This is a genomic window from Aquabacterium sp. (assembly GCF_041915145.1).
In the GTDB taxonomy this organism is placed as follows: Bacteria; Pseudomonadota; Gammaproteobacteria; order Burkholderiales; family Burkholderiaceae_C; genus Aquabacterium.
Window position 1 is genome coordinate 1 of record NZ_JAYSBZ010000163.1, and the last position, 2,247, is coordinate 2,247.

General features: G+C 65.5%; 2 protein-coding genes. Both read right to left on the bottom strand.

Going from position 1 to position 2,247, the window contains the following annotated elements; translation table 11 throughout:
• Positions 1 to 259 precede the first annotated feature (259 nt).
• Complete coding sequence (istB, locus tag ACE3SS_RS15540; RefSeq protein WP_374595501.1) at positions 260 to 1,042, bottom strand: IS21-like element helper ATPase IstB; 783 nt, start codon at positions 1,040 to 1,042, stop codon at positions 260 to 262.
• A complete protein-coding gene (istA, locus tag ACE3SS_RS15545) occupies positions 1,039 to 2,046 on the bottom strand; it encodes an IS21 family transposase (RefSeq protein WP_374595503.1) in 1,008 nt (335 codons plus the stop codon). Before istA ends, istB begins: the two co-directional genes overlap by 4 nt.
• Between the last annotated feature and the right edge of the window lie 201 nt (positions 2,047 to 2,247).

The window sequence follows — 2,247 nt, forward strand, 5'->3', positions numbered from 1 at the left end:
TCATCCATTGGTGCCAGTTATCGATGCATTTGGCCGCGAAGGCAGGATTTGGTCAGCATAGCGGTCAACCGGGAAGCGAAACACACCCCGCAAGTTGATGCTCTCCAGCCTGGTGGGCGCAATCTTGTCAACGCCGACTGAAATCTGACCCACTTTCCTGCAAGGTCGCCGAAGTAAATCTGACCCACCCGGGTCTGGTTACTTCAGCCTCTCGGGCGCGCAGGGCGAAGCCCGCAGCGATCGAGAGGCGCCCCCACCGTCATTCGGCGGGTACGGCCCTCCTTGCCGCCTGACCGGCTTTGCGCTTGTCCTTCAGCCGGTAGCTCTCGCCGGTGACCTGCACGATGTGGGCGTGGTGCAGCAAGCGATCAAGCATCGCCGCCGTCAGCGTCTGGTCGTCGGCAAAGGCCGTGGCCCACTGCGTGAATGGCAGGTTGCTGGTCAGCACCATGGATCCGCGCTCGTACCTCTTGGCCACCAGGTTAAAGAACAATGTCGCTTCGTCGCGCCCGAACGGCAGGTAGCCGATCTCGTCCACCACCAGCAGCTTCGGCCCGAGCACCGCGCGGTTGAAATATTCCTTCAGGCGCCCTTGGGCTTTCGCCGCGGCGAGTTGCAGCATCAGGTCGGCCGCGGAGATGAATCGCACCTTGTGCCCCGCCATCACGGCGCGGTGTGCCAGCGCCAGGGCGATATGGGTCTTGCCCACGCCGCTCGGGCCGAGCAAGACCACGTTCTCCGCGCGTTCAACGAATGTCAGATGCGCCAGCTCCTGGATCTGCGCCTTGGGCGCTCCGCTGCCGATCGCCCAGTCGAACTGCTCGAGCGTCTTCACCGACGGCATGGTTGCCAGCTTCATCAGCGTCGAGCGCTTGCGCTGCTCGCGAGCGGCGGATTCGCACTGCAGCAGCTTTTCCACGAAGTCGGCGAAGCTCGCCTCATCCCGGGCGGCCTGCTGCGCCAGCGCCGGCCATTCCGTGGCCAGGCAGGCCATCTTCAGTTGCTCGCACAGGGCGGCAATGCGTTGGTGCTGCAGGTTCATGCCGCCACTCCGAGAAGCTCGTCGTACACGGCCAGCGGGTGCTGCAGGCTCTCGATCGGGATCGCGACGCGCACGGGCAGCGCCGCCTGCGCCTTCAGCGCCGGGGCGGGCAGCATCACCGCCTGCTCCTCGGCCAGGCGCCTGGCCGGCACCGCCTTGGTGGTCGCGTGCACCCGCGCATTGGCGACCTCATCGAGCCAGCGGCGCACGTGCGCATTGGCGACTTCCGGCGCGAGCTTCAGGCCGGCGGCCTTCAGGCTGGCCGCCAGCGGCACCAGGAAACTGCCTTTGAGGTAGCCGTTGAACCGCTCGACTTTTCCCTTGGTCTTGGCCCGGTACGGCCGGCAAAGTCGCGGGGTGAAGCCGCATTCCTCGGCCAGTTGCCGCAGGCCCTCATTCCAGCGGTGCAGCCCCTCTCCGTAGGCGTCGCGCTCGATCACCACGGTCTTGGGGTTGTCGAACAGGACGTGCTGCGGCACGCCCCCGAAGAAGTCAAAGGCCTCGCGCAACCCCGTGCGCAGTGCCTCCAGATCCTCGCTGCGGCCGAACTTCACGTAACTCGCCCGGCTGTAGCCGAGCGTCGCCACGAACGCCACCAGCGGGTCGCGGCCTTTGCGTATCCAGGTGAAGTCGGCCTGCATCTGATGGCCAGGCGGCGTTTCGAAGCGAACCACGGGCTCCGGCGTGGTCTGCTTCAGCGGCGCCAGCCACGCTTTGAGCTGGCTGATGCCGCCGTCGTAGCCACGCTCGACAATCTCCCGCAGCAGAACTGTCGCCGGAATCCACCGCGGCCTGGCTTGCTCGAGCCGCTCGGCGAGGTACGCCGTGTACGGATCCAGCTTCGTCGCTCGCGGCGACCTCGGCCCGTAGCGGCTGGCCTCCTCCTCACGCAAGTACCGCCGCACGGTGTTGCGCGAGCAGCCAAGCTGCCTCGCGATCTCCCTGATCCCTTCGCCCCTGCGGGCCATCACACGTATCTCCACTGCCTGCTCCTGGGTCAACATCGACGGCCAAAAAGCCGCCATCGTCGCCCAGGTGGGTCACTTTTACTCCGGCGCAGTGGGTCAGTTTTACATCGGCGCTAACACCCAATGCTTTTCGATCAAAGCGACGTCGACATTGGCTTCGCACACCGCAGCGATTTCTGCGGGCACTTTGGTGCCGCGTGGCACAAAGAGGTGGCGCTGTTTGAGTTCCTTCAACCG